The 22,464-nt window shown below is 38.0% G+C and carries 19 protein-coding genes; 6 read left to right on the forward strand and 13 right to left on the reverse strand.

Annotated elements, in window-relative coordinates; all coding sequences use genetic code 11:
- Positions 1-5: 5 nt before the first annotated feature.
- From C4E06_RS12345 to rsmI, 4 genes are all read right to left on the reverse strand, one after another.
- Positions 6-1,385 carry an aldehyde dehydrogenase gene (locus C4E06_RS12345; RefSeq protein ID WP_107668336.1) on the reverse strand — a complete coding sequence of 460 codons (1,380 nt, stop codon included), beginning with the start codon at positions 1,383-1,385 and terminating at the stop codon, positions 6-8.
- Between the two features lie 93 nt (positions 1,386-1,478).
- Positions 1,479-2,489: a tRNA dihydrouridine synthase DusB gene (gene dusB, locus C4E06_RS12350; protein ID WP_107668337.1), complete on the reverse strand. Its 1,011-nt coding sequence runs from the start codon at positions 2,487-2,489 to the stop codon at positions 1,479-1,481.
- Between the two features lie 13 nt (positions 2,490-2,502).
- Positions 2,503-3,999, reverse strand: coding sequence for a TAXI family TRAP transporter solute-binding subunit (locus C4E06_RS12355; RefSeq protein WP_107668338.1), 1,497 nt, complete (start codon positions 3,997-3,999; stop codon positions 2,503-2,505).
- 22 nt (positions 4,000-4,021) lie between these two features.
- Entirely contained in the window at positions 4,022-4,885 is an 864-nt protein-coding gene (gene rsmI, locus C4E06_RS12360; RefSeq protein ID WP_107668339.1) for a 16S rRNA (cytidine(1402)-2'-O)-methyltransferase, read from the reverse strand.
- Here rsmI and C4E06_RS12365 point away from each other — a divergent pair.
- The 5 genes from C4E06_RS12365 (at position 4,884) to C4E06_RS12385 (ending at position 9,700) form a co-directional block, all read left to right on the forward strand.
- Positions 4,884-5,792 carry a sugar kinase gene (locus tag C4E06_RS12365; protein WP_107668340.1) on the forward strand — a complete coding sequence of 303 codons (909 nt, stop codon included), beginning with the start codon at positions 4,884-4,886 and terminating at the stop codon, positions 5,790-5,792. The two genes, rsmI and C4E06_RS12365, sit on opposite strands and share 2 nt — an antisense overlap.
- A gap of 377 nt (positions 5,793-6,169) precedes the next feature.
- Positions 6,170-7,180: a glycosyltransferase family 2 protein gene (locus C4E06_RS12370; protein ID WP_107668341.1), complete on the forward strand. Its 1,011-nt coding sequence runs from the start codon at positions 6,170-6,172 to the stop codon at positions 7,178-7,180.
- 132 nt (positions 7,181-7,312) lie between these two features.
- On the forward strand, positions 7,313-7,663 hold the full coding sequence (locus tag C4E06_RS12375) for a hypothetical protein (RefSeq protein ID WP_107668342.1): 351 nt from the start codon (positions 7,313-7,315) through the stop codon (positions 7,661-7,663).
- Between the two features lie 38 nt (positions 7,664-7,701).
- Positions 7,702-9,210: an AAA family ATPase gene (locus C4E06_RS12380; protein ID WP_107668343.1), complete on the forward strand. Its 1,509-nt coding sequence runs from the start codon at positions 7,702-7,704 to the stop codon at positions 9,208-9,210.
- A 136-nt stretch (positions 9,211-9,346) separates the two neighbouring features.
- Positions 9,347-9,700 carry a DUF1257 domain-containing protein gene (locus tag C4E06_RS12385; RefSeq protein ID WP_009545214.1) on the forward strand — a complete coding sequence of 118 codons (354 nt, stop codon included), beginning with the start codon at positions 9,347-9,349 and terminating at the stop codon, positions 9,698-9,700.
- 71 nt (positions 9,701-9,771) lie between these two features.
- Here the strand turns inward: C4E06_RS12385 and C4E06_RS12390 are convergent, their stop codons facing one another.
- The 8 genes from C4E06_RS12390 to C4E06_RS12425 all read right to left on the reverse strand — a co-directional run bounded on the left by C4E06_RS12390 (position 9,772) and on the right by C4E06_RS12425 (position 18,786).
- Positions 9,772-10,857 carry a hypothetical protein gene (locus C4E06_RS12390; RefSeq protein WP_107668377.1) on the reverse strand — a complete coding sequence of 362 codons (1,086 nt, stop codon included), beginning with the start codon at positions 10,855-10,857 and terminating at the stop codon, positions 9,772-9,774.
- 115 nt (positions 10,858-10,972) lie between these two features.
- Positions 10,973-12,169 (reverse strand): glycosyltransferase, encoded by a 1,197-nt coding sequence (locus tag C4E06_RS12395; RefSeq protein WP_107668344.1) that lies wholly within the window; start codon positions 12,167-12,169, stop codon positions 10,973-10,975.
- Between the two features lie 286 nt (positions 12,170-12,455).
- Positions 12,456-13,229 (reverse strand): iron export ABC transporter permease subunit FetB, encoded by a 774-nt coding sequence (gene fetB, locus C4E06_RS12400; protein WP_107668345.1) that lies wholly within the window; start codon positions 13,227-13,229, stop codon positions 12,456-12,458.
- Between the two features lie 26 nt (positions 13,230-13,255).
- Entirely contained in the window at positions 13,256-13,840 is a 585-nt protein-coding gene (locus tag C4E06_RS12405) for a thioredoxin family protein (protein ID WP_107668346.1), read from the reverse strand.
- 83 nt (positions 13,841-13,923) lie between these two features.
- The gene (locus C4E06_RS12410; RefSeq protein ID WP_107668347.1) at positions 13,924-15,066 is read right to left on the reverse strand and encodes a tetratricopeptide repeat protein; all 1,143 of its coding nucleotides are present in this window, start codon (positions 15,064-15,066) and stop codon (positions 13,924-13,926) included.
- A gap of 39 nt (positions 15,067-15,105) precedes the next feature.
- Positions 15,106-15,510, reverse strand: coding sequence for a photosystem II protein Psb27 (gene psb27, locus C4E06_RS12415; RefSeq protein ID WP_107668348.1), 405 nt, complete (start codon positions 15,508-15,510; stop codon positions 15,106-15,108).
- A gap of 180 nt (positions 15,511-15,690) precedes the next feature.
- Positions 15,691-16,782, reverse strand: coding sequence for an RNA-guided endonuclease TnpB family protein (locus C4E06_RS12420; RefSeq protein ID WP_107668349.1), 1,092 nt, complete (start codon positions 16,780-16,782; stop codon positions 15,691-15,693).
- Between the two features lie 195 nt (positions 16,783-16,977).
- Positions 16,978-18,786: an ABC transporter ATP-binding protein gene (locus C4E06_RS12425; RefSeq protein ID WP_107668350.1), complete on the reverse strand. Its 1,809-nt coding sequence runs from the start codon at positions 18,784-18,786 to the stop codon at positions 16,978-16,980.
- Positions 18,787-19,176: 390 nt separating this feature from the next.
- On the opposite strand from C4E06_RS12425, the gene C4E06_RS12430 reads away from it, so the two are divergent.
- The gene (locus C4E06_RS12430) at positions 19,177-20,904 is read left to right on the forward strand and encodes a diflavin flavoprotein (RefSeq protein WP_107668351.1); all 1,728 of its coding nucleotides are present in this window, start codon (positions 19,177-19,179) and stop codon (positions 20,902-20,904) included.
- Positions 20,905-21,114: 210 nt separating this feature from the next.
- On the opposite strand, the gene C4E06_RS12440 is transcribed toward C4E06_RS12430, so the two are convergent.
- The gene (locus C4E06_RS12440) at positions 21,115-22,290 is read right to left on the reverse strand and encodes an amino acid ABC transporter permease (RefSeq protein WP_107668352.1); all 1,176 of its coding nucleotides are present in this window, start codon (positions 22,288-22,290) and stop codon (positions 21,115-21,117) included.
- Between the last annotated feature and the right edge of the window lie 174 nt (positions 22,291-22,464).

Below are 22,464 nucleotides of genomic sequence, written 5' to 3' on the forward strand. Positions count from 1 at the left end.
ATTTCTTAGCCTAGGAGCCGTTTTATCCACTTTAATTTACCTTGATAAGGTGGAAAACGCAAATTTGTTTCAAACCAAAAGGAACGTTTTAAGACACTTTTATAGTGGGAGAAGGTGTCAAAACTGGCTTTACCATGATAGCAACCGATGCCACTGTTTCCAATACCACCAAAGGGTAAGGTTAACACTCCATATTGCATCACTGTATCGTTAATGCCGACACCCCCTGATAGGGTATTTTTTACTACCTTTTTTTGTTGGGTTTTATCGTTAGAAAATAAATAAATGGCTAAGGGTTTCGGTCGTTGGTTGATAAAGGCGATCGCTTCTTCTATTTCATCATAGTCTAAAACCGGCAAAATAGGCCCAAATATCTCGTCTTCCATAATAGGAGAATTAGGAGAAATATTATCAATCACGGTAGGAGAAATATAATTTTCTTGGGGAATCACTTGACCCCCTACAATAATATTATCTTGGGGTAATAATGCAGATAATCGTTTAAAATGATACTCATTAATAATTCTTCCATAGTCTGGACTTTGAAAGGGATTTTCTCCATAAAATTCTTTAATCGCTTCCTTAATCGCTTCTAATACTTTTGATTTAATTGATTGATTAACCAATAAATAATCTGGGGCAATACAACTTTGTCCAGCGTTTAAAAACTTTCCCCAGACAATTCGTTTGGCTGTTTCTTTAATATTAATATTGTTATCAACAATACAGGGACTTTTTCCTCCTAATTCTAGGGTGACTGGTATTAACTGTTTAGCAGCAGCTTCCATGACAATTTTACCAATAGAAGGACTACCGGTAAAAAAGATATGAGCAAACTTTTCTTTTAATAATTCTTGACTGGTTTCTTTACTGCCTTCAATCACTTTCATATAGTTATGATCGAAGTGATTATTAATCAGTTTTGCAAGAAGGTTTGAGGTATTGGGGGTTAATTCTGACGGTTTAATAATAGCACAGTTTCCCGCAGCGATCGCTCCAATTAATGGCATAATGGCTAAGGAAAAGGGATAATTCCAAGGACTAATAATAAGGATAACTCCTTTCGGTTGCGGTTGAATAAATGCAGTCCCAGGAAATTGTTCGATAGGGGTTGAAACATAACGAGGTTTGACCCATTTTTTCAGATTATTGATGGTATGATCAATCTCTTTTTTTATGATTCTAATTTCTGATAAGTAACTTTCAAAGTGACATTTACCTAAGTCTTCATTTAACGCTTTGACTATCTCATTTTCTTGGTCAATAATTAGCTGTTTTAATTGTTTAAGTTTTTCCTGACGAAACTGGATAGGTTTAGTTTTTCCTGAAACAAAATATTGACATTGTTCTTTAAAAATCATTGATATAGTTTCAGTTTGTAACATTCTGTTTTCACCTTTAATCTACGATTTAAGAATATATAATGTAACAAATTTAAGAGCAATCAGCAATATTGATAAAATCAAAGTCAACAGTGATTAATTATTAATTGACTCTATAGCTTGATCTAATAATTGATACCCTTCTTCTACTGTTTCAATGCGAGACACTTTATCCCTTAATTCTGATGCACCAGGAAACCCTTTACAATACCAACTTAAATGTTTTCTCGCTTGATAAATACCTCGTTTCCCTTTATATTCCCACAACCCTTTTAAATGTTCTTTCGCACATTCTAATCTTTCAATAGATGTCGGTTGATTTTGTTGCTTTCCTGTTTTAAAAAAATAGTCAATTTCTCCCACTAAAAATGGATAACCTAGGGTTCCACGGGAACACATCACCCCGTCTGCACCAGTAATTTCTAAACAGTTAATCGCAGCTTCAACGGAAAAGATATCACCATTAGCTATAACGGGAATAGTTAATATTTCTTTTACTTTTTTAATCCATTCCCACCTTGCATTTCCTGTATATCCTTGGGCGCGAGTTCTACCATGAAGGGTTAACATAGATGCCCCTGAATCTTCCATTTTTTTAGCAAATTCTAAGATATTAATTTCATTATCATCCCATCCTATTCTTGTTTTAACAGTAACAGGAACATTGACCGCTTTAACCACTTCTTTGACCAATTTTTCGGCAACTTTTGGCTGTCTTAATAAAGAAGATCCTCCCCCTTTTTTTGTGATTTTATTAACTGGACACCCCATATTAATATCAATAGTTTTTGCCCCTTCTCCTACGGCTTTTTGGGCTGCTTCTGCCATAAAATCGGGACGACAATCAAATAATTGAATACTAATTGGTTGTTCATTAGGATCAATTTCCATCAGTCTAGGAAGTTGTTTTAAATGATGAATTTCTGTGGCACTTACCATCTCAGTGTACATCATAGAATTGGGAGAATAACGTCTAACTAAACGACGAAAAACTAAGTCAGTCACTCCCGATAAAGGAGACTGTAACACCCGACTTTTAACTTCCACTGAACCAATTTTTAAGGGTTGAGATAATTTTTCTTGTAGATGGGAGGAGATAGATAACATTGTTTGACTTTGATTAATTTGATAGGTTATTTTTATCTTTTTTTGACTCTTGAACCGACAGTAAATTTGTCCAAACTAGAGTAAGTTGGATCATCTGTAAATAACTTTGTAAGTCCAATTGTCCTGTCTTTAACATCTCTTTATACTGATGGTGAGAATATTGTAGTTGTCCATGTTTTACTATTAAACTTTCTGGTAGTTGTTGACTCCATTCATCAATCAATTGTAAGATTTGATTATAGGATAATTCTTTTTGTTGATCTTGCCATCTTTGACATTGATCTGAGAATATTTGTGTCATTTTTTCAATTTGTTCATAAACCTCTGGAGATACTTGACCATCAATTAACATCAAACGATATTTTTGCCGTAAATCTTCAATTTCTTCTGTCGCTTTTTTAGGGTTAGTATCCAATAATTTTCTTAATTCATTAATAGTTTGACGGTTAGCTTTAAGCAGATTATTTTGTTTTCGTTTGCGCCACCAACGAAGTAAAAAGCCAATACTACTGGTGGTAATTAACATAATTAAACCAGCTTGTAGAGGCTTATTTTCTCTTAAATAACGTTGCCAGGCCACTCTAGGATCACCAGAATTAAAGACTTGTTGCGCCCCAGGATGAATATAAATTAACCCTTCACTTAATAGTTTAGCATCTTCTTGGGAGGCTAATTCGGGATAAAAAGGAGCGTATTGACGAAAGTTAGAAATAATTGCCCAAGTTAACAAAGAAACTTTCTTTTTATTGACATCAGGACGAGTAATTAAAGCCCCAGGGGTTGAGATAGTGGGTAAATTTTCTTTCGGTAATTCTGGTAAGGGTTTATAAGTTCCTTGGGGAATAATTGCTTCTTGATAAGACTCAGGAAATTGAATGGTTAAATAATTAATTAAACTAGAATCTACGGGGATAAAACGCAGTTGAGACGACTGTTTTAATTCTTGTTTAAATTTATCACTGGTGGCTAAAGGTCCTACATAAACAAAGGCATCAACTTCATTATTGATAAGTTTTTTCAGTCTATCTTCATTCGATTTAACTTCTATAACAGTGATATTACTCGCTGCAAAAATTCGCTTAGCTGTAAAATAAATCCCGCTACCTTCTGCCCCCACCATTACCCGTTTTCCTTGTAAGTCTGCTAAGGTTTTAATGTCAGAGTTGGCTTGAGTCACTAAGTGTAAATATTCCTGAGTTAAAACCAATAAAGTATTAACTTTTCCCTGTTTCATGGCTGCACTAGCCACATCTAATTGTACAATAGAAAAATCAACTTCTTTGTCTAATAATCGTTGTAAATTTTCTTGTGATCCTTGAGACTGATAAGTATCCGTTACCTGTATTTGTTCGACTGTATCTGCTGATGATTTAATTTGAGAACTAATTCTTTGATAACCACTACCAGGAGAACCACTGGAAATAGATACGGTTGTTTTTGGGGGACTACAACTACTTAAATAGATAGGAATAACTAAAGTTAAACTGGTGGAAAAAAATTTTTTTATCATGGTAACTCTTATTAAAAAAAAGTTAATTATCTAAAGATAAATTATAAATTTGACGACGGGAAAAAGTAGTGACTTCTGCAAGTTGACGACTGGCTTGCGATCGCGTCATTCCTTGGTCTAATAATTGTTGTAATTCATCCCTTAATTGATCAACGGTTAACTCTAAAAAACGACTTTGAGAACAGCCAGCAAGAATTAAGGTAAATTCCCCTTTGATCTGCTGAGAATTCTGATAATATAAGATAGCATCTTCTAAACTTCCTCGCCAAAATTCCTCATAACGTTTGGTGATTTCTCTGCCTACGGTAAGCTGATGATCTTTCCCATAAACCCCTTGTAAATCTGTTAAAGTTTTCAGTAAACGATGGGGGGCCTCATAGAAAATAATGGTGCGAGTTTCTGTTTTTAATGCTTGTAAGCGATCGCGTCTTTCTTTTCCTTTTAAAGGAAGAAACCCCTCAAAAACAAAGCGATCGGTGGGTAAACCCGACACAGAAAGGGCAGTAATGGCAGCCGTTGGACCAGGAATAGGAATAATAGGAATATTTGCTATAATAGAAGCATTAATAAGATCGTATCCCGGATCAGAAATACCTGGCATTCCCGCATCAGTTACTAACGCAATGGTTTTCCCTTCTTTAAGATAGTTTAATAATTCGTTTTGGCGAGCCGTGCGATTATGATGATGATAACTAATCTGAGGGGTCGTAATCTCAAAATGATGCAAAAGTTTAGCAGTATGACGGGTATCTTCTGCAGCGATCAGATTAACTGATTTTAAAATTCGGATCGCCCGAAAGGTAATATCTTCTAAATTTCCGATAGGCGTTCCCACAATATAAAGTGTTCCCTGCTGTAAACTTTCGTTATTCATTGTATTAGTCATGAATGGATTATTTGTCGGTTTAACGACTCTCGATATTATTTATCTTACGGATCATTTTCCCCATTCTAATGAGAAAATTGTCGCACTGGATCAAACCATTGCAGCCGGTGGTCCCGCGACTAATGCAGCCATTACTTTTCAAAAGTTTGGTGATCAAGGAACCCTTTTAAGTATGATTGGTAATCATCCTATTAGTCAACTCATTTGTGCAGAATTAGAAGATTGTTCTTTAAGTGTTTTTGATCTGTCTCCTTATCATCCTGAACCCCCACCCACCTCTTCAATTATTGTTAATAAAACCACAGGGGAACGGGCTGTTATTTCTATTAATGCTATCAAATCTCAGGCCAAAGCCGATAAATTATCCTTAGAAATTTTACAGGATATTGATATTATTTTAATCGATGGCCATCAAATGGCTGTCAGTCAAGTGGTTGCCCAAGAAGCCCATTTTAGAGACATTCCGATTATCATTGATGGGGGCAGTTGGAAACCTGGGTTTGAGAAGATTTTACCCTACGTCAAGTATGCTATTTGTTCCGCTAATTTTTATCCTCCGAACTGTTATGATGCCGAGGATGTTTTCAAGTATTTAAAACAGCTTGGGGTTCCTCACATTGCCATTACTAATGGAGAAAATCCGATCAAATATTGGTCAGAAGGCGAATTGAATAGTATCGATGTTCCTCAAATCCAAGCCGTTGACACTTTGGGGGCGGGGGATATTTTTCATGGGGCATTTTGTCACTTTATTTTAACCCATAGTTTTGTGGATTCTTTGGCTAAAGCTTCAGAGGTTGCTGCCGTTGCTTGCCAATCTTTTGGCACTCGAAAATGGATGAAAAAGCTAACGGATTTTGACAAAAAGAATAGTCAAGAATCTAAAAATAATAATCTTTTTTTTTAAATGAAATAGAAAGATGGTTACGTATTCGTTTCTTTTCTCGATAAAATAAATTCAGTAGCTTACCATAATTTCTGGGTTTTAAATACAGGACGAATCGATAAAAAAATAAAAAATATTTAGCTTTATTTATCAATAATCGGTGCTTTAGGAATCTCAGCTTTAAGCATTGTTTTTCCTATAGTATAAAAAAAATTAATTGTCTATACTGTAAGGTAGACAAAATTGATTTCTACTGTATCGTTAATCAATGCAAAAAATTAATCCATTAGATACCTATAATTAAAATGACGAGTTATCAACTTCCTCCCTTAGCTCAATTCTCTTACCATTTCATGTTAAATTATCAGCAAAATTTTTAATCAAACTCCATAAAAGTGATGAGTGAAACATTAAGCCTATTGACTCAGGAACATAATCACAATTACAGTGAAGCTTATCTTTCGGTAATTGTTCCTATCTATAATGAGATCGAGAGTTTACCCCTGCTAGTTCAAGCCATTGCTGATGTTTTAAAAGAGAACCCATTATCTTACGAGATTATTTGTGTTGACGATGGGTCTCAGGATGGCTCTGCTGAATTATTGCAAACACTGGCTAAAAATCGTGATGATTTAGTCGCCATTATTCTTCGTCGTAACTACGGTCAAACCCCAGCCATGGCAGCTGGATTTCAATATGCTAAAGGAAATATTATCATTACCTTAGATGGAGATTTACAAAATGATCCGACGGATATTCCTAGGCTCATTGCCAAACTCGAAGAGGGTTATGATTTAGTAAGCGGTTGGCGCAAAAATCGTCAAGATGCCCCCTTAACCAGACTTCTGCCTTCTAAAATTGCTAATTGGATTATTGGTCGAGTCACAGGGGTTAAATTACATGACTATGGCTGTTCATTAAAAGCCTATCGTCGGGAAGTGATCTCAGATATGAATCTCTACGGGGAACTTCATCGCTTTTTACCTGCTCTGGCCTATATTGAAGGGGCAAAAATTACGGAAATTCCCGTTCGTCATCATGCCCGTCGTTATGGAAATAGTAAGTATGGGTTAGGGCGAACCTTTCGAGTCTTGATGGACTTACTGACTATATTCTTCCTGAAAAAGTTTTTAACCCGCCCTATGCACATTTTTGGACTCGGTGGCTTGATTTTACTGATAACAGGGCTGTTAATGGGCAGTTATCTAACCTTTATTAAACTGGTTTTTGGATTGAGTATCGGTAACCGCCCTTTACTGATTTTAGCGGTCCTTTTGATCCTGACTGGCATACAACTGTTAATTTCTGGATTATTGGCAGAACTGATCATGAGAACTTACCACGAATCCCAAAAACGCCCTATTTATCGGATTCGTCAGATAGTTCAGTCCTCTAATGGAAGGGGTTAAATTCCATTTTTGGCAAGGTTATTTATTAAGTAATGTTACAATAATGCTGTCATACTGGCATGACAGCTTGACAGCCCTAAAAAAACTCGCTAGAGTTAGAACACATACCCGGGTAACCTCAGCTAGAGTGATATGCAAGACAAGCAAAAAGTCACACTATATCTCCCCCCTGGAATTCATCGGCAACTCAAAATTAGAGCCGCCATCGACGAAGACTCTATGTCGGCCCTAGTGGAGAAAGCAGTTGACTTCTATCTAAAATACCCAGACAAGGTACAAGAAGTAGAAGCTGCTGCCTATGGGAAAACGCACCAGGTACATATGTGTCCAGAATGCGAGGCCGCTATGGTGATGCGCGATGGACAAATGGTATCTCTTAAAAATCAGCCTAGTGTTATCACAGATGATTTTCCCCTAGAGATCCGAGAAACCGTGACAACCCATACCGAAACTTCTGGGGAAGAAGCCTTAGTTCCCTGCTAAGTCGCTTAACTGTCCAACCATCATTTTAGGTCGATTCCATGAAAGAAGAGCTAAACATACTAATACAAGCTCAGTATCCTTTAATATATCTTGTTACGTCAGAAGAACAAAGAGCAGAGCAAGCGATCGCGAAGATTGCTCAACAATATAGTAAGCATCGGCGTGTCTTTTCTTGGACTGTGACCCACGGAATGGTTGAATACGGACAGCCAGGAAATGCGACTCAACACAATACGGTTCATGCTGAACCAGCCATTAGTTGGGTCATCCGTGAAAAAGAACCAGGGATTTTCATATTCAAAGATTTGCACCCCTTTATTGCTGATGCCAACGTTACTCGTTCTTTGCGGGATGCCATCATCAGCTTACGGGGAACAGAGAAAACGATCATTCTCATCTCTCCCCTACAACAGATTCCGATCGAACTAGAAAAAGACGTTGTTGTTCTTGATTTTCCGTTCCCTGATTTAAGCGAACTCAATCAAGTTTTATCACGACAACTGGAGCAAGCTAAAAGTAATCGCATTACTACCGATGCTCGTGAAAAGCTACTCAAAGCGACCCTGGGACTAACCAAGGATGAAGCAGAAAAGGTTTATCGAAAAGCTTATGTTAAAGCGGGTCGTCTGACAGAGGAAGAAGTTGACATTGTTTTGTCAGAGAAAAAGCAACAGATTCGCCGCAATGGAGTTCTCGATTATATCGAAGAAGATGAAACCATTAATGCTGTTGGTGGTTTAGAAGAACTGAAGAAATGGCTTAAACAAAGGTCTGGAGCCTTTACAGAAAGAGCCAGAGAATATGGCTTACCCCAACCCAAAGGAATGTTAATTTTAGGGGTTCCTGGCTGCGGAAAATCGCTAATCGCGAAGACAACCTCCAGGTTATGGGGATTACCCTTACTCCGATTAGACTTAGGTAGAGTCTATGACTCGGCGGTGGGTCGTTCCGAAGCTAACTTAAGAAATGCTTTGAAAACGGCAGAATCGATTTCTCCTGCCATCCTGTTTATTGATGAACTGGATAAGGCCTTTGCTGGCAGTGCCGGATCAGCCGATTCCGATGGAGGAACATCAAGCCGAATTTTTGGTTCCTTTCTCACCTGGATGCAAGAAAAAACCTCACCGGTATTTGTCATGGCTACAGCTAACCGCGTGGAACGGTTGCCGGGAGAGTTTCTACGCAAAGGAAGATTTGATGAAATATTCTTTGTGGACTTGCCCAGTTTAGAAGAACGTCAAGCTATTTTCAATATTCACCTTAGTAAACGTCGCTCAGATATTTCTCGCTTCGATATTGAGCAACTGGCTAAGGTATCCGATGGATTTTCCGGTGCAGAGATCGAGCAGGCTATCATCGCAGCTATGTACGAAGCCTTTGCTCAAGATAGGGAGTTTACGCAGCTTGATATTATCGCTGCCATTAAAGCGACTCTCCCCTTATCTCGCACCATGACTGAACAGGTCACTGCCCTACGGGACTGGGCGCGACAAAGAGCGCGACCTGCGTCAGCCTCCGTCGCTGAATACCAGCGATTGGAGTTCTAACAAGCTTTCACCTGCTCCCAACAGGTGTAAAGGCTAGTCACAAGCTAGCAGCCTATCAAATGTCGTCCCTATGAGACGGCACATTCAAACCCTAAATTGTTGTTGTTAATTTCTGTTCTACTGGAGGAAATCGAAAATGTCTCACTTTAGCACTCTGCGCACCAAAATCACAGATGCTGAAATTTTAAAAGCTTCTTTACGGGATCTCGGTATTTTTGTTAAGACCGATGCTGATGTAAGAGGTTATAACGGTCAGCGCGTTCGTTCTGATATCGTTGCTGTTCTTGATGGTGAATACGATCTCGGCTGGTCTCGCAATAGCGATGGTAGCTTTGATCTAATTGCTGACCTTTGGGGTGTTGCTAAGAAGCACAACCAAACCGAGTTAATCAACTCCATCAATCAAAAGTATGCTGTTAACAAGACCTTAGCAGAAGTTAAGCAGCGTAACTTAGGCAAAGCTAATATCAATTTAGTTCTTCACAGCTAAGATTTAGCGCGCGTTCCCAAGCTTGGGGTTAACCAGTCCTCGGTTGACCCTTTTTTTGGGTTTATTTTTTTTTAAGAAAACGTTTTCAAAAAAGCTAGACTACTATAGAGATGAAAAGCTCCATCCCAAGGGGTTTCCTCTCGACGTAATAGGTTAATATGAGGATTAATGAGTTTGAGTAACTCTTTAAAATCAATGGCTGATTCTCCGAAAGGGGTAAACTCCGACCAAGTGGGAATATGAGGATTTTTTTCGCTAATAAAAGCCATAATATGTTGCCAGCTTTCCTTCATGGTTGCTTGACCATCCCTAGCTTTTTGTTTATCAGAAAACGACATTCCCTCGAGGAAACGATACTGTTGATCACACAGACGAATAATAATGTTGGTTCTCAGAAGATGAAGATCGCACATTTTGGCATAATCTAGGGTTTCTGTGGTGCGCTTCAATTGTCCCCTCAACCCAATATCGACACATTCTTCAAAAATGGGAAGTAATCCTTCTACTCGTTGTTCGACTTCTGACCATTCAAAGGTAAAGATATCCCGTTGTCCTTTTTTCGGTTCATAGACAATGGTCACTTTGGGAGCAACCGACTCAATATATAAAACGTTGTACACTTTTAAACTATTAACCTTGCCAAGCAATGCAGTAAAACAAGGAATGTCTGCTTGTTTGAGTTGTTCGGCTTGAAAGTTGAGCTTACCAATCGCTCCCGTGCGATATAGTCGCCAGGAACGGCTAGGGAGTTGTAATCTGGCAGTATAGGGATCAATTTCCATAATTTCCCCAAATTTCTGGGCCGCTGTCTTCTTCGACTCATTGGGGATAGCTTCTAGGACTAACATCCCCATTTCTTGAGACCCCGTTTCTGCCATCGCTTCATCTAAAGCGGTTTGACGTTCCTTGATTTCTTGTTGGTTAATGCGTTCAATCCCTTGACGAATTTGCCTCATTAGCTTGGGGTTGACTGCATTAGGTAACAGTTCTCGATAACGTTCATTGGCAAAGGTGACATTGCCTTGAGCTTCAGCTAAACGAGCTTGATAAAATGGAATCCAAATATTATGGGGGTCGTCTTGCTGTAACTGTTGAAGCAGTTGAGACGCTTCCTCGTAATTCTCGCTATTAATAGCATTAATAATTGATTCAACCATAGCAGCATCTACAGTTTGATTAGGTGGATAAATTGAAAATTTTAGGGAAGGAAAACGTACAATAAATAAGTCTATAAAGCCAGTAAAATTCAAGAAAATTAATAAATGATTTGGCTCAAGAATTTACATAAACTCGTCCTTTCCATCCGCCTCCTTTTCCTCGCCAGTGTCGCCACGCAGAGTCTATTGTCATTAAACCATAGAGAAGGCCAATTAGGGGCAGACTGAATCCCCACAAAGGAGAACATTGATATAACTTTAAAGTAGGAAGATAAGAAATGGTCATTAATAACCAGGTAATACCTCCTAAAATAGCAATTATTTGATTCTGAATAATTAAGCCTATCATCAAACTTATGGGGCCAACTAAATAAACTAACGTTAATCCTAGTAAGGTTCCTATTAATAATAAAGGAGAATAATTTAACTGAGTATAGGCCGTTCTTGCCACCATATTCCAAATCGAATCTAAGTTATCATAAGGTCGTAAACTAAGGGTTTTTTCACTTAATCCTAACCAAATACCTTGATCGGGATTTTTGCTATTTTCTTGTAATTTTCCTTTGACGGCTGCAGCTAGGGAACAATCATCAATTAAAGCTTGTTTAACCACGTGTATTCCCCCAATGTCTTCTAATATATCACGACGAATTAAGATACAGCCTCCGGCTGCTGCTGCCATTTTATTTTGAGGATTATTGACCCAAGAAAAAGGATAAAGTTTTTCAAAGAAAAAGACAAACGCAGGGATTAAAAACTGTTCCCAAAAACTGTCACATCTCAACTTAACCATTAAAGAAGTTAGAGCCAATTTTTCTGTTTCTGCTTTATTGACTAATTCTTTTATATTGGTACGATGATGTTCAATATCAGCATCAGTTAATAATAAATAATCAGGTTTATATTCCAAGTTTTTAGTTTGTTCGATTCCCTGTTTCATTGCCCATAATTTCCCTGACCAACCTGAGGCTAATGGCTGTCCTGAAATCACTTGAAACTGGTCAGATTTGTGACAATTTCCTGCAATTTCTTGGGCTACTTTTCCTGTATTATCATCACTTTGATCGTCTACTAAAATAATAGATAAATTTCCTGGATAGTCTTGATTTAAGAGAGATGGTAAACTAATCGGTAAAACATCAGCTTCGTTGCGAGCAGGAATAACCGCACAGACAGAAGGATATTGATTTAATGGGTTAAAGTGACTATTATTAATTCGTTGATTGCTTAACCAAAACCAGCCTCGAAAGAGTAATAAATAAACCCAAATAATTAAAGATAAACTGACAATTATTATTAAAAAATATACCATAATTTCACTCTCTCACTATTCTCGATAATATAACTTATGTGGATAGAAAATACTAATTACTTAGAATAATTTAAGTTTTGTGCTGAAAAAGTAATGTCCCTGAATTAATAATTAACTATTAACTATAGCGTTGCTCACTCTGATGAGCCTTCGCCGTGAGCATCAGCCAAACAACTTTTGACTTCCTACCCTTGCCACCCCCTCTAACTCCCCCTTTTATTAGGGGGAGAACCCTTGCCTATTGGCTTAAAGGGATCACCTGTGTACCTCACGAGGATGAAAACTGCTATGTTAACTGTGCTTGTTCATTAAAACAGCGACGATACACCCCTTCTGTCACCAAAATAGCCGTTAAAATATTGGTTAACATAATCATAAATAAAATTAAAATTTGATAAGAAGCTGCGTTTAACGGTTCGGTTCCTCCTAAAACTTGTCCCGTAAACATTCCGGGTAAACTCACTAAACCCACGACCATCATTTGATTTAAAGTAGGAATTAAGCTCACCCGAATGGCTTCTTTACGATAATGGGCGATCGCCTCTTTGGGGGTAGCCCCTAAACATAAATAGGTTTCTACCTCAAGCTGGTTATGGGAAATAGCCGTAATCAGGCGTTCCCCAGACAAAGACGCACTATTCATGGCATTTCCCAAGATCATGCCCGCTAACGGTATTAAATACTGGGGAGAATACCAAGTATCCGGTTGAATAATCAAAGCGAGGGTATAACTCAGGGTTAACCCACTACTCACCAATAACGATCCCCAAATCAAAGGAAAAAACCCCTTTCCCTTGCGAGGGATGCGGTTACGGGTGACTTGGGTGGCAATGGTTAACATCACCCCTAAAATGAGTAAAACCGGGAGAGGATGGTTTAATTCAAAGATAGCGGCGATGACGTAACCCACAGCTAAAAGTTGGAGTAGCGATCGCCCGGTGGCCAAGATAAGTTGTCCTTCTAAGCCTAACCCTTGCCACTTTGACAGGATCACAGCAATGGCCATGATGCCCAAAGACCATCCTAAATCTAACAAATCCAGTTCAATGACACCACCCAATGGATAATTCTCCCAAGTTGTTAAGATTATGCGCCAAAGTAAGGGGGTTCATTCCCTGCTTTCCATTTGATATTACAGCCAATACTGGGTTTTTGCTGAGTATCAACAGTTCTATCCCGTAAAACGTCTTCTATCGCTGCTTTTAAGTCTTTTCCCGTGATAGGAACCTCATTACCGGGGCGACTATCATCAAATTGGCCCCGATAAACTAAACTATTATCCCTATCAAATAGGAAAAAATCAGGGGTACAAGCGGCGGTATAAGCTTTAGCGACTTCTTGACTTTCATCGTAACAAAAAGGAAAATTAAACCCTAAGGTTTCTGCCATTTTTTTCATATTTTCAGGAGCATCATCCGGATGTTTAGCGATATCATTCGCACTAATAGCTACGATGCCTAAACCTTTATCTATGTATTCTTTTCCTAATGCTGCCAAAGCGTCTTGAAGATGTTTGACAAAAGGACAGTGAACGCAAATAAACATCACTAATAAAGCTTTTTTATCAGCAAAGGTATGGAGGGAAATTTTCTGACCTGATACCACATCTTCTAACGAAAAATCTGGGGCTTTGGTTCCCAAAGGTAACATAGTAGAAAGGGTTTTAACCATGAGAATAACTCCTAGTACATTATCTACACTTTAAGACAATTATCCATTGTCCCTACCAATATTTTTAATTATACCTGTTCTCGTTAGAGTTGTTTTAACAATTCATCAACTTTCTTGATTCCTTCTGTATTATCGTATTCTTGATACAGTTGTTTGGCGTATTGTAGGGCTTTTTTCGCTTCACTATTTCTCTGTCTTTCTTTAAAAGCAACTCCTAAATAGTAATAGGGTTCAGGGTTTTGAGGAATAATTTCAATTAAATCTTTATAAGTAATAATGGCTCCTAAATAATCTTGTTGAGCTAGTTGAATTCTACCGACTCCGGCATAAGCTTCTGGAGATTTGCGATTCAGATAAGAAATACGACGGTAAATTTTTAGTGCCTCATCTAGATTGTCTTGAACCTCAAAAATACGGGCAATTTTCAACTGAATTTTTGTATTACTTGGGTCAAGTCTTTCTGCTCTTTTTAATTGTTCTTGCCCTAATTCTAGTTGTCCTTGTTGTAAATAAGCAGTGGCTAATAATAACCTTAAATCTACATCTCCTGGAAACCGTTGAACCGCATTACCTAAGTATTGTAAAGCTTGATCTAATTGTTTTTGTTGTAATAAAGATGATCCCATAATAGCAAAGGCTTCAGGATTATTAGGATCAAGGGCAATCACTCGTTTATAGGCTTCGGCTGCCCCTTCATAATTTTCTTGACGGAGTAAAACCACTCCTAACCCAATATAACTTTTAATGGATTGGGGGTTCAGTTGAATAGCATAATAATAAGCAGAAGCAGCATTATTATTGTCACCAATATTGGCTAAACTATCCCCCAGGGCATAATAAAAATTAGCGTTACTTGAATCAAGAGAAAGGGCTTGTTGATAATATTTGACGGCAGCTTGATAGTTTCCTTGACGACTATGTAAATAAGCAATCCCTGAGAAGATTCTCGCGTTATCTTTATCTAAATTGGCTGCTTGTTGGTAAGTGGCGATCGCCCGTTGATAGTCTCCTTTATCAACATAATCTCTACCGCGACGTAATAATTCATCTAATTGTTCCTTACTATAATTTTGTGACAACAGCATCGGAACAGTAGGAGAAGCAATAACCGGAGTCATACTACTACTTAATATAAGGGTTGTGATTAAAGAGAGAGTAAGTTTAGAAGCCATGACTTTCATAAAAGAGTAATAAAAAAAGGCTTGAACGATCAAACCTTGACACATTATAAGCAAAAACACCCCGTCATTTACGACGGGGTTTAACTAAATCCCTCGTTTAATCGCGATTTCAGCTTGCTTGAATTCTTGTTTTAAACGGGTTTTCAACTTTTCGGGAATAGGACGACTCCCATAGGAAGTATAATAACCAGCGAGGGAATTTAACGCCGTTTGCATGGTGGTAAAGGAACGAAGTCCCCCAGATTTATCTTCCCGTCGATAGCGAGAAATATAATCATTAATTTGTTCTCTGGCTAAAGACTGAATTTGTTGTTTATTTTCAGCGTCATTGGGTAAATCGATGGCTGTGGTGAGGGTTTCGATCACTTTTAGGGTATCTTGGCTATAATTGCCAGAAAGTCCGGCAGAACTATTACCACACCCGGTTAAGGCGACAACCGCCACCAAAACTAGGGCGAGAATACGAGATAAGGCAGATTTGAAAAACATAAGTTGTAAATACAGTTACATAATTCTAGATTTTTCTTATCCTATCCTACAAAGGGTAACGGAGTGAAGCCGCTCTTGAGAACCTATAATAATCACACTAATCTGTAACTATCTGTCTCATTCTTGCTTCACTGAGTCCCAATTGCCTAAGCAACTGGTTTGTGTAACTCTCCACAAGCATTAGACGGTAGAGCTTACCGCCAAAGACGCTAAATTGATAGAGGCGTTTAAGTCTCTGTCAATTATCGTCTTACACTTTTCACAGTCAAATACTCGTTTATGTAGTGGCATCTTTTGACGATGACCGCAGTTAAAACATAGCTGACTAGAGGGATAAAACCTATCAGCAATGATTATTTGTGTGTCATACAGCTTAGCTTTATACTCAAGTTGACGACGGCATTCATACAGACTGCTATCAGCTATAGCATTAGCTAATCTATGGTTTCGCAACATCCCCGATACGTTTAAATCCTCAATCACAACTACACTGTGGTTTTTGGTGAGCCATGATGTCAGTTTATGGATGACATTTTTACGGATACAACTAATACGATAGTGAAGTCTAGCTAATGCCTTAATAGCTTTTTTACGATTATTAGACCCTTTAACCTTTCGGCTTACAGCCCGTTGTAAATGAGCTAATTTTCTCTTTAGTTTTTTGTAAGCTCTAGGGTTTTCAAAAACAGTCCCATTGCTACATACTGCTAGGGATTTAATGCCAAGATCAACCCCAATGATCTTACCCATTTTAGGCAATATCGATGGAGTTGCATCTACTTTAAAAGCGATAAACCATCTATCAGCTTTTCGAGTTATCCTGACATTTTTTACCTGGGTAGAAGGTAATATCTCATAAGTTTTTACCCAACCGATTCTAGGCAGTTTAATGTGTAATGGTTCTACCTTAATAGAACCTTCTAGATAAAAGCCATCTTTAACACCTTTTTTTTTAAATTTAGGGGGTTTAGCTATTTTCTTAAAGGCTCTATCCCAAGCTACCCTTAAATCTCTTAAGGCTTGTTGAGGAGCGCATTTAGAGGACTGATACAGCCAAGAATTGGCTGATTTAACTTCAGCTACAAATCGCTTATGGAGGTCAATGCCAGTAGGGAATTTTAGCTTATTATCGGGATTAGCTTGATTATGGTTAAGGATTTCCTTAGTTAGAGCTAATCCCCAATTGTAGGCAAATCTAGCACATCCAGCGTGCTGAGCCATCAAAGACCGTTGCTTATTATTTAGTTTTAGCTCTGTCTTAAAACTCAACATTTTTTCTGTTTTTCCTGAAAAAGTTTATCTCCCTCTTCAGTTAATGTAGTCCCTAACAGTTTTGCCGCTTCTCCTATCGTGATTAATCTTTTTTCCATAATTATAGATTAGCATAGATTTTTACAGATTACAGCTAACTGTTAAAAGCCCTAAGTTAGTTATCAGTTACCAGTTATCAGTTACCAGTTATCAAATTTACTGTTCACTAATAACTTTATCTTCAGATGTCCATCTCAATTCTTCAGGGAATTCAGGAATAGAATTGAGGAGATTTTTAGTATATTCTTGGTCAGGATGATTAATAATATGTTCTGCTTCTCCTATTTCAACAATTTCCCCTTGATTCATGACCATAATGCGATCGCTCATAAATCGCACGACACTTAAATCATGGGAAATAAAAATACAGGTTAATTTTAACTTTTGTTGTAAGTCTTTTAACAGGTTCAAAACTTGTGCTTGTACGGATACATCTAAGGCTGAAACTGACTCATCACAAATTAAAAAACGAGGATTTAAAGCTAAGGCGCGGGCAATACAAACCCGTTGTCTTTGCCCTCCCGAAAATTCGTGGGGATAACGATTATAACTATCGGTATCTAGTCCCACTAAGGTTAATAAGGCTTCTACAATTTCTCTTCTTTTATTGCTATTGGGTTGGGTTTGATGAATAATCATCGGTTCGGCGATCGCTTGTCCCACGGTTAATCTTGGGTTGAGAGAATTATAGGGATTTTGGAAAACAATTTGCATATTTTTTCTAAGATTTCGTAACCATTTGTTACTCATAGATTGCTTAGAAATTTCATAGGTTTCAAAGGAAACATTGCCGTTGGCTGCTGGAATGAGTCTTAAAATTGTTCTGGCTAAGGTTGATTTTCCACAGCCTGATTCTCCTACTAATCCTAACGTTTCTCCAGCATAAACCTGAAAACTAATATTATTAACTGCTTTAAATTTATTCGGTTTTAGTCCCAAAAATCCTGATTTTCCAAACTCAACACTTAACTTTTCTACTGATAATAAAACTTTCTTTTCTTCTGCTTCTTTGGTTCTCGCTTCAATTTCATCCTGGGGAATAATTCTATAAATCACATCACTATTTTTAGATAAATCTTTATCTTCTTCCTCATTCAAAAAGTCGGCAACGGTGGGTAATTTATCTACTTTAATATGGAGAGGAGGACGACAAGCGAGTAACCCTTTGGTATAACCATTTTGGGGATAGCGAAGAATTTGTTCTTTTTTGCCTTCTTCTACGACTTTACCATGTCGCATGACTAATATATTGTCAGCAACTTCATTAATCACTCCCAAGTCATGGGAAATGAAAATCATGGCAATATTATTATCTTTACAAAGCCCTCTTAATAACTCTAAAATTCCTTTTTGAACTGTTACATCTAAAGCAGTGGTGGGTTCATCAGCGATTAAAATAGTAGGCTGACAAGAAATAGCCATCGCAATCATAACCCGTTGTAATTGTCCCCCAGATAGTTCATGGGGATATCTTTTTAAATAGGCTTTTGCTTGTTTATCGGGGCAGGTTTGCTTTAAAACCCTGACATTTTTTAATAACTTAATGGCTTCTTGATTGGCTTGTTCTTGACTTACATTTTGATGCAGTTTTATGGCTTCAGTTAATTGATAGCCTATAGTATAAACCGGGTTAAAAGCACTCATGGGTTCTTGGAAAATCATGGCAATTTCTTTACCACGATACTTTGTCCATTTTTCCTCTTTTAACTGGGTTAATTCAATCTGATCTTGTGAAGGCTGATAATATTTAATGCTACTTCTTTCAACAATTTTTCCAGGATTTTGAATCAGTCCCATAATCGCTAAAGAGGTCACAGATTTTCCCGATCCTGACTCTCCCACAATTCCTAAAATTTCCCCTCTTTTCAGTTGAAAATTAACATTATCTACGGCTACCTTATTGGGTTTTCCTTGTAATGGGAATTCAATACGGAGATTAGATACATCAAGAACAAGATCACTCATAACCCTATACGATTATAATTTTAAACAGATTTTAACTTATTTTTTTTTATTTGACAAAGATTTCAGCAAAATTTGACGGAGTATAACTCATCAAATTGTGTTTAATCAAAGAGCTAAAGTTTCTGATGACCAGATTAATGCAATTAGATTTGAAACGAAAGCTTATTAAGAGGCTAATAAACAACAATTAAAGGTTTCTTTAGGTGTATTAGTTAATGTTGCTGTATCTATCTGAGTTAGTGTTATTCTCAGTACCACGAATTAGATGATGTCTAAAACTAATAACTAATTAAACGAATCTTACTCATTCTACAAGGGACTTCAAGTCACATTATGACAAGAAGCGTGTCACAATATAAACAAAAATGGAAATATTATACGGAGAGGGATATGGTTGCAACTCCCATCAAAACAGAAAACCGTTTAACCATACAGACGGCTGATATTGCTGAAGATACCACGACGATACGTTCTTTGGACTGGGATCGCGATCGCTTTGACATCGAGTTTGGCCTACAAAATGGCACCACTTACAACTCTTATATCATTCGCGGTGATAAAGTTGCCCTTATAGACACTTCCCATGCTAAGTTTCGTCAACTATACCTAGATACCTTAACCGGACTCATTGACCCCAAAACCATCGATTATCTAGTCATTAGTCACACTGAACCGGATCATAGTGGTTTGGTTAAAGATATCTTAGAACTGGCTCCCCAAGCAACAGTAGTGGGTTCAAAAGTAGCGATTAATTTTCTAGAAGACTTTATTCATCAACCCTTTGAGCGCATTTTGGTTAAAAGTGGGGAGTCTTTAGACTTAGGGAAAGGTCATGTTTTAGAATTTGTCAGCGCGCCTAACTTACATTGGCCTGACACTATCTTAACCTACGATAAAGGTACTGAAACCCTTTTTACCTGTGATGTGTTTGGGATGCACTATTGTTCTGATCTGCTTTATGACGAACATTTAGATGAGATTGCCCCAGATTATCACTTTTATTATGAATGTTTAATGGGCCCTAATGCGCGATCGGTGCTTTCTGCTATGAAACGCATGGATAAGTTAGGAACCATTTCTACCGTGGCCAATGGTCATGGCCCATTATTACGTTATAATCTCCATGAGTTAGTGGAACGTTATCGTACCTGGAGCGAGGAACAAAGCAAAGCCGATAAAAGTGTTGCCGTGTTCTATGTGTCAGACTACGGATACAGCGATCGCCTTTCCCAAGCCATTGCTAAGGGTATCACCAAAACTGGTGTGGCAGTAGAAATGGTGGATCTAAAATCGGCTGATACCCAAGATGTTAACGAGATCGTCAGTCGTTCGGCCGGTTTAGTTATTGGGATGCCTCCCTTAGAAGGTTCCCACAACAAAGAAACTACCAGTAACCTTGGAACCATTATTGCTGCAGCCAAAGATAAGCAGTATATCGGGATGTTTGAATCTTATGGAGGAAATGACGAACCCATCGATCCCCTATTAACCAAGTTTCGAGAAGCCGGTTTAAGTAAAGGGTTTAACTCCATTCGGGTTAAAGATACTCCTAGTGAAGCCATTTATCAACTCTGTGAAGAAGCAGGGGTTGACTTAGGACAAACCTTAAGCCAAGATCGCAAAGTGAAGCAACGGAAGTCCTTAGATAGCGACTTAGATAAAGCGATCGGTCGTATTAGTGGGGGTTTATATATCCTAACTGCAAATAAAGGAGAACTGAACGGGGCGATGTTAGCTTCCTGGGTGACACAAGCGAGTTTTGAACCTCCAGGGTTTACCGTTGCCGTGGCTAAAGATCGGGCGATCGAATCTTTAATGCAGGTGGGTGATAGTTTTGTGTTAAACATCCTTGAAGAAGGAAAATATCAACCCTTAATGAAGCATTTTCTCAAACGATTTCCCCCTGGGGCCGATCGCTTTGAAGGCATTAATGTGCAAACGGGTAAGAATGGATCACCCATTTTAGTGGATGCCTTAGCTTATTTAGAATGCGAAGTTGTCAGTCGCATGGAATGTAGTGATCATTGGATTGTTTACAGTAAAGTCACCAATGGACGGGTTTCTAACCCCGATGGGTTAACCGCCATTCATCACCGAAAAGTGGGTAATTATTATTAAACTCGTAGGGTGGGCAATGCCCACCTTTTGTGGTTATTTTCAACCCTGTTCGCCGTTCCTACCCCCCCTGCCCCTACCCCCCCTGCCCCTAACCCCCCCTGCCCCTACCCCCCCTGCCCCTACCCCCCCTGCCCCCCTTATAAAGGGGGGTGTGGGGGGTGTGGGGGGTGTGGGGGGTGTGGGGGATGGAGGGAGGTGGAAGATGTGAGTTCAAGTTTTTTCGATTTGACGACTCATTAAAGACATCGAATAACAAAAGACCCAATAAATAGCAGCAACAAAGATATAAACTTCTCCATAAGTTCCAATAAATTTGGGATTAGCTAAAATAGATTGAGAGATTCCTAATAAATCCACTAATCCGACAATTGCTAATAAAGAAGTATCTTTAAATAAACTAATAAATTGACCGACAATAGTAGGGATAACCACTCTTAAGGCTTGAGGTAAAACCACTAAAATTAAGACAAAAAAAGGATTTAATCCTAATGCTTTGGCTGCTTCACTTTGCCCTTTAGGAATAGATTGTAAACCCCCTCTGACATTTTCTGCTAGGTAAGCCGCACTAAATAAAGTAAAGCCGGCAATGGCTCGAATAACCCGTTGAATTCGCATTTCTTGGGGTAAAATCAAGGGTAACATGACCTGTGCCATAAATAAAATACCGATTAACGGTAAACCCCGAATTAACTCGATATAGGCAATGGATAACCAGCGAATCATTAATAAATCACTTTGTCTTCCTAATGCTAATAAGACTCCAAAAGGAAAAGATAAAATAATGCTGACGGTAGCGACAAAAATCGTTAAAATTAAACCGCTAAAATCATCTAATCGTACATTCCGTAAAAAGAAAGCCCCTTGTAATAATCCTAATAAGAGAAAGAAAGTGATAGCCCAGAGTAACGATAACCAACTTTTAAAATTAGGGAATCTTTGAATAAGTTGTTTACCTGAAAAAGCAAAAATAACGAATAACAATAAAATTCCTAATAATTTTGCACTGGAAACTAAACTAATGGGAATAGCTAACCAGGCTAATATTAAGGCGATTAGACCCAAAATGGCTAAATTAACAAAGGTAAATAACTGATTTTTCTTCGATAAAATCCCCCAAGAAAAACCCAATAAACTAATAATAATAGCTAAACTTGTCCAAGCTCTCCATAGTAAATTAGCTGGATATTGTCCAACAAAAAATAAGCGTAAATTTGCACTGATCACTTGCCATTGCGCCTGAAAAAATATCCAAGAAATTAATCCAGAGCCAACCCAAGAAATAATAAGAAGACTAAGAAGAGTTAGAAAACTATTAAACCAACTGCTAAAAAGATTCTTTTTGATCCAACTAACAGGACTAAGGGGATTAGAAAACACAAGAGACATAATAATATTTAATTAATCCAGTTCACTAAATATAATAGAAAAATCAGTCAAACTCAACCTTGCTTTTAACCGCTTTACCATATTGAGGAACTTTCTGGGGTTTGATGGGTTTCCACCTAAAAACTGGGTAAAAGTATGACATATTATAGTTATGGATTTATACAATTATAGAAT

Source organism: Cyanothece sp. BG0011 (genome assembly GCF_003013815.1).
Classification (GTDB): domain Bacteria; phylum Cyanobacteriota; class Cyanobacteriia; order Cyanobacteriales; family Microcystaceae; genus Crocosphaera.

Coding starts and splice junctions, on each gene's coding strand:
- C4E06_RS12345 (WP_107668336.1), bottom strand. CDS start 1,385: ATGTTACAAACTGAAACTATATCAATGATTTTTAAAGAACAATGTCAA.
- dusB (WP_107668337.1), bottom strand. CDS start 2,489: ATGTTATCTATCTCCTCCCATCTACAAGAAAAATTATCTCAACCCTTA.
- C4E06_RS12355 (WP_107668338.1), bottom strand. CDS start 3,999: ATGATAAAAAAATTTTTTTCCACCAGTTTAACTTTAGTTATTCCTATC.
- C4E06_RS12365 (WP_107668340.1), top strand. CDS start 4,884: ATGAATGGATTATTTGTCGGTTTAACGACTCTCGATATTATTTATCTT.
- rsmI (WP_107668339.1), bottom strand. CDS start 4,885: ATGACTAATACAATGAATAACGAAAGTTTACAGCAGGGAACACTTTAT.
- C4E06_RS12370 (WP_107668341.1), top strand. CDS start 6,170: ATGAGTGAAACATTAAGCCTATTGACTCAGGAACATAATCACAATTAC.
- C4E06_RS12375 (WP_107668342.1), top strand. CDS start 7,313: ATGCAAGACAAGCAAAAAGTCACACTATATCTCCCCCCTGGAATTCAT.
- C4E06_RS12380 (WP_107668343.1), top strand. CDS start 7,702: ATGAAAGAAGAGCTAAACATACTAATACAAGCTCAGTATCCTTTAATA.
- C4E06_RS12385 (WP_009545214.1), top strand. CDS start 9,347: ATGTCTCACTTTAGCACTCTGCGCACCAAAATCACAGATGCTGAAATT.
- C4E06_RS12390 (WP_107668377.1), bottom strand. CDS start 10,857: ATGGTTGAATCAATTATTAATGCTATTAATAGCGAGAATTACGAGGAA.
- C4E06_RS12395 (WP_107668344.1), bottom strand. CDS start 12,169: ATGGTATATTTTTTAATAATAATTGTCAGTTTATCTTTAATTATTTGG.
- C4E06_RS12405 (WP_107668346.1), bottom strand. CDS start 13,840: ATGGTTAAAACCCTTTCTACTATGTTACCTTTGGGAACCAAAGCCCCA.
- C4E06_RS12410 (WP_107668347.1), bottom strand. CDS start 15,066: ATGTGTCAAGGTTTGATCGTTCAAGCCTTTTTTTATTACTCTTTTATG.
- psb27 (WP_107668348.1), bottom strand. CDS start 15,510: ATGTTTTTCAAATCTGCCTTATCTCGTATTCTCGCCCTAGTTTTGGTG.
- C4E06_RS12420 (WP_107668349.1), bottom strand. CDS start 16,782: ATGTTGAGTTTTAAGACAGAGCTAAAACTAAATAATAAGCAACGGTCT.
- C4E06_RS12425 (WP_107668350.1), bottom strand. CDS start 18,786: ATGAGTGATCTTGTTCTTGATGTATCTAATCTCCGTATTGAATTCCCA.
- C4E06_RS12430 (WP_107668351.1), top strand. CDS start 19,177: ATGGTTGCAACTCCCATCAAAACAGAAAACCGTTTAACCATACAGACG.
- C4E06_RS12440 (WP_107668352.1), bottom strand. CDS start 22,290: ATGTCTCTTGTGTTTTCTAATCCCCTTAGTCCTGTTAGTTGGATCAAA.